Source organism: Stenotrophomonas sp. P5_B8 (assembly GCF_054049855.1).
The window spans coordinates 1-4,775 of sequence record NZ_JBFULO010000305.1 but is presented as its reverse complement, the minus strand read 5'-3'; the positions used below and the strand labels follow the sequence as shown (position 1 = coordinate 4,775).

General features: G+C 67.0%; 4 protein-coding genes. 2 read left to right on the top strand and 2 right to left on the bottom strand.

Translation table 11 applies throughout. The features are described 5' to 3' along the window. Nucleotides 1-29: 29 nt before the first annotated feature. Nucleotides 30-902, bottom strand: a complete 873-nt coding sequence (locus ACXJKH_RS15035) for an EamA family transporter (RefSeq protein WP_457320452.1) — start codon at nucleotides 900-902, stop codon at nucleotides 30-32. 73 nt (nucleotides 903-975) lie between these two features. On the opposite strand from ACXJKH_RS15035, the gene ACXJKH_RS15030 reads away from it, so the two are divergent. Continuing rightward, entirely contained in the window at nucleotides 976-1,449 is a 474-nt protein-coding gene (locus ACXJKH_RS15030) for an Lrp/AsnC family transcriptional regulator (RefSeq protein WP_457320450.1), read from the top strand. Nucleotides 1,450-1,464: 15 nt separating this feature from the next. Here the strand turns inward: ACXJKH_RS15030 and ACXJKH_RS15025 are convergent, their stop codons facing one another. Then, complete coding sequence (locus ACXJKH_RS15025; RefSeq protein WP_457320448.1) at nucleotides 1,465-1,944, bottom strand: VOC family protein; 480 nt, start codon at nucleotides 1,942-1,944, stop codon at nucleotides 1,465-1,467. 301 nt (nucleotides 1,945-2,245) lie between these two features. Here ACXJKH_RS15025 and fhuE point away from each other — a divergent pair, with 301 nt between their 5' ends. Beyond that, nucleotides 2,246-4,411: a ferric-rhodotorulic acid/ferric-coprogen receptor FhuE gene (gene fhuE / locus ACXJKH_RS15020; RefSeq protein ID WP_457320446.1), complete on the top strand. Its 2,166-nt coding sequence runs from the start codon at nucleotides 2,246-2,248 to the stop codon at nucleotides 4,409-4,411. Nucleotides 4,412-4,775: the final 364 nt, after the last annotated feature.

The following is a 4,775-nucleotide window of genomic DNA, read 5'->3' as shown; positions in this document are numbered from 1 at the left end:
GAGCCGGCCAGCGGCCGGCACTACATGGATCACGTGACTGGTAGGGGCGGCGCCGCTCGCCGTGCGGTCACCGTACTGCCGACCGACGCCACCACCGTGCAGCCGATCGCCGCCCACTGCAGCGGCGTGAGATGTTCGGCCAGCAGCCCCATCGCCAGCAGCGCGGCTACCGCCGGTTCCATGCTGATCAGGATGCCRAAGGTCTCCTTCGGCAGACGCTTGAGCGCCATCATCTCCAGCGACATCGGAATCGCGCTGGAGACGATCGCCACGCCCAGCCCGAACAGCAGGATCTTCGGGTCCAGCAACGCCATGCCCGCATGCGCAACGCCCACCGGCACCACCACCAACGCCGCCGCGCACAGCCCCAGCGACACCGTATGCCCGGCAGGCAGGTGGCCGGCGCGCTTGCCGAAGATGATGTACAGCGCCCAGCACACTGCCGCACCCAGCGCGAACATCACCCCGACCGGATCCAGCGCCGCACCGTGTCCCAACGGCAGCAGCAGCAACAGCCCGGCCAGCGCGCAGCCGACCCAGACGAAATCGACCGGCCGGCGCGATGACCAGATCGCCACCGCCAGCGGCCCGCAGAATTCGATGGCCACCGCGATGCCGAACGGAATCGTGCGCAGCGCCATGTAGAACAGCAGGTTCATCACCCCCAGGGTGATGCCGTAGCGGAGGATCGTCCCGGCATCGGCGCGCGTGGTGGTCCAGCGCCACGGCCGGAACACCGCCAGCAGTACCAGCGCCGAGAAGCCCACGCGCAACGCGCTGGTGCCCTGTGCGCCGATCAGCGGGAACAGCTGTTTGGCGAACGACGTGCCCACGGACAGGGCGGTGACCGAGCCGAGGACGGCCAGGACGGGGATGAGCGAGGAATAGCGGGAGGTCGACATCGCGTCAGCATATTGCGTCCGGGCCGAAGCAAAGGCTCAATTGCACGTGCCTTCCTGCACGTTTCACTCGCCCATGTCTGCCGTCCCCTACAGCCCCGACGACTTCGACCGCGCCATCCTGGCCATCCTCCAGCGCGACAACACCACCCCGCAGCGGGAGATCGCCGAAGCGGTGCACCTGTCCGCGCCGGCAGTCCAGCGCCGGATCAAGCGGCTGCAGGAGGCGGGGATCATCCGCGCCAACGTCGCCGTACTCGATCAATGCCGGCTCGGCCGCCCGCTGACCATCATGGTCGAGGTGCGGGTGGCCAGCGAGCAGCCGCACCGCGTTGCCCCCTTCCGCCGTCGCGTGCAGGAAGATCCCGCCGTGCAACAGTGCTACGCCATCACCGGCGATGCCGATTTCCTGCTGATCCTCACGGCCGCCTCGATGGAAGAGTACGAGGCGATCAGCGTGCGCCTGTTCGGCAACGACGACAACATCGAGCGCTTCCGCACCGCCGTAGCGTTGAGCACGTTGAAGCGTGGCCTGGGCGTTCCGCTGTAAGACTACAAAGCGTCCTCAGCCGCGCACCGCCGCTTCGATCTGCGCCACATCGATCCTGCGCATCGTCATCATGGCCTCGAACGCGCGCTTGGCCACCGCCGGGTCTTTGCTGGTCACCGCTTCGGTCAGCACGCGCGGGGTGATCTGCCAGGACAGGCCCCACTTGTCCCGGCACCAGCCGCAGGCGCTTTCCTCACCGCCGTTGCCGACGATGGCGTTCCACAGCCGGTCGGTCTCGGCCTGGTCGTCGGTGGCGATCTGGAAGGAGAACGCCTCGCTGTGCTTGAACGCCGGGCCACCGTTGAGGCCTATGCAGGGGATGCCGGCGACGGTGAAATCCACGGTCAGCACGTCGCCCTGCTTGCCCGACGGGAAGTCGGCCGGGGCACGGTGGACCGCGTGCACCGCGCTGTCGGGGAAGGTCTGGGCATAGAAGGTGGCCGCCTCCAGGGCGGTGCCGTCATACCAGAGACAGAGGGTGTTCTTGGCAACCATGGCGTTTCTCCTGCTGCGCGCGGGCGGATGCTCAGCCTACGACCGCCGATGTTAATCCGCCGCCCTCTCACCGTACCCCTCCTCACCAAGGGGTACGGGAGACCCTGAAAGCTTCAGGCGGCGTCGCCTCCAGCCGAATTGCTGATAGCAATGATTCGCATTAACATACTGTGATCCCGTTCGCGCCAGGGAGGCGCTGCGGAGTTCGGTACCGAGCCGCGCACCGACCCCACCTCCACCGCCAAGCACCTGGCCACCGACGGACATCGGCCATGTGCGTGCCGCCGCCCTGGAAACGCCGATGACCCGTTCTTCCGTAGTGCTGTCCCGCGCCCTGCCCCAACGCCGCCTGTCGCAGGCCCTGTTTGCCGCGCTGTGTGCGCTGATCGCCGCCCCTGCCTTTGCGCAGGACGCCACCACCGATGCCACCACCCTAGACAAGATCGTGGTCAAGGGCGAACGCGCCGAGGGCTACTCGGTGCGCAAAACCTCCGCCGGTACCCGCTTCGACCTGGCCCCGCGCGAGATCCCGCAGTCGGTGAGCATCATCAGCCACCAGCGCATCGAGGACCAGAACCTCGACGACATCATCGACGTGCTGGCCAACACCACCGGGGTGAGCAGCACCCAGTCCGATACCGAGCGCACCGAGTTCTACGCGCGCGGCTTCTACATCGACAGCTACCAGTTCGACGGCCTGCCCACGCAGATGGTGCAGAACTGGAGCTACGGCGACTCCGGCCTGGACCTGGCCCTGTATGACCGCGTGGAAGTGGTCCGCGGTGCCACCGGCCTGCTCAGCGGTGCGGGCAATCCGTCGGCCTCGGTCAACCTGATCCGCAAGCACGCCGACAGCGCCGAGCTGACCGGCAACGTGTCGGTCAACGTCGGCAGCTGGGGCCGCACCCGCAGCACCGTGGATGTGACCACCCCGCTGAACGCCAGCGGCTCGGTGCGCGCGCGCGTGATCGGCAGCTACCTGGACACCGAATCGCAGATGGACCGCTACGACCAGCACAAGACGCTGGGCTATGCGGTGATCGACGCCGACCTCACCCCGGACACCCAGCTGAGCGTGGGCTACGACTACCAGCAGAAGCGCGCCAACGGGGCTACATGGGGTGGCTTCCCGATGCTGTACTCCGACGGCAGCCCGACCCCGTTCGACGAGTCCTTCAGCGCCAACCCGGGCTGGACGTACTGGGACACCACCAGCAAGCGTCTGTTCGCCACGCTGGAGCATGCCTTCGGCAACGACTGGAAGGTCAAGCTCGGCGCGACGCATGACACCACCAAGGCCGATGACAAGCTGTTCTATCCGGCCTACAACGACTGGACCTCGGGCGCCTCGTTGCTGGACAAGAGCACCGGCGCCGGCGTCACGCCCTCGGCAGGTTTCTACAACACCGAGCGCAAGGTCAACGCGGTGGATGGCTTCGTGGAAGGCCCGTTCCAGCTGTTCGGCCGCGAGCACCAGTTCATGGCCGGCCTGAGCTACAACAAGCGCGAGTTCGCCAACTACGGCGACTACCAGGTGGGCTGGGCGCCGCTGGACAACTACCTGGCCGGCGTAGGCAACTTCCCCGAGCCGAACTGGGCCGCCACCCTGCCGCTGCAGAGCGAAGGCACCATCACCCAGAAGGCCGGCTATGCCGCCACCCGCCTGTCGCTGGCCGAGCCGCTCAAGCTGATCCTCGGCGCGCGTTACACCGACTGGAAGAGCGAGGGTGAAGGCGCCGACCGCTCGCACAAGGTCACCACTCCGTACGCCGGCCTGGTGTTCGACCTCAACGACACCTACTCCACCTACGCCAGCTATACCGAGATCTTCCAGCCGCAGATGCTGAAGAACCGCAACGGCAGCTACCTGGATCCGGTGGACGGCAAGAGCTACGAAGTGGGCGTCAAGGGTGCATGGTTCGACGACCGCTTGAATGCCTCGCTTGCCGTGTTCCGTATCGAGCAGGACAACGTGGGCCAGTCCACCGGCGAACCGGTGGTGGGCGGAACGGGCGGCGAAACTGCCTACATCGCTGCGCGCGGCACGGTCAGCCGGGGGTTTGAGTTTGAAGTGAACGGCGAACTGGCCCCGGGCTGGAATGCCACCTTCGGTGCTTCGCGCTACGTGGCCAAGGACATCAACGACGCGGACATCAACACCAACCTGCCGCAGACGACGATCAAGCTGTTCACCAGCTACACCCCGCAGTCGCTGACCGCGCTCACCGTGGGCGGCGGCGCCAACTGGCAGAACCGCATCTACTACCCGGTGCCGGCATACGGCCGCATCGAGCAGGACGGCTACGCGCTGGTGAGTGCCTTCGTGCGCTACCGCATCTCGCCCGAGTTCAGCGTGCAGGCCAACCTCAACAATCTGCTGGACAAGAAGTACTTCTCGCAGATCAACGGGTATGGTGCGTACGGCGATGGCCGCAATGGGTCGATCACGTTCAACTGGTCGTTCTGACCGGTCATTGACCGCAAGCGGACACCACAGAGCGCCGGGCATTGCCCGGCGTTCTGCGTTCTGCACGACGCGCGCGGGTCGCGCAGCCACGCATGGCGTGGCTCTACCGGCTGCGGCGCGATGTCGGATGGTCGCGCAGCCACGCATGGCGTGGCTCTACCGGTTGGGGCGCGGTGCGGGATGGTGGTGCGGCCACGCGTGGCGTGGCTCTACCGGCTGCGGCGCGGTGCCGGATGTTGGTGCAGCCACGCATGGCGTGGCTCTACCGGTTGGGGCGCGATGCGTCGCGCGGCCACGCATGGCCGGGCGCCGGTAGTGCCGGCCGCTGGCCGGCAACCTCATGAACAATGACGGTCCTGCCGGG

What these genes read in the sequence shown, in the direction of transcription:
- ACXJKH_RS15030 (WP_457320450.1), top strand. Translation starts at nt 976, where the DNA reads ATGTCTGCCGTCCCCTACAGCCCCGACGACTTCGACCGCGCCATCCTG.
- fhuE (WP_457320446.1), top strand. Translation starts at nt 2,246, where the DNA reads ATGACCCGTTCTTCCGTAGTGCTGTCCCGCGCCCTGCCCCAACGCCGC.
- ACXJKH_RS15025 (WP_457320448.1), bottom strand. Translation starts at nt 1,944, where the DNA reads ATGGTTGCCAAGAACACCCTCTGTCTCTGGTATGACGGCACCGCCCTG.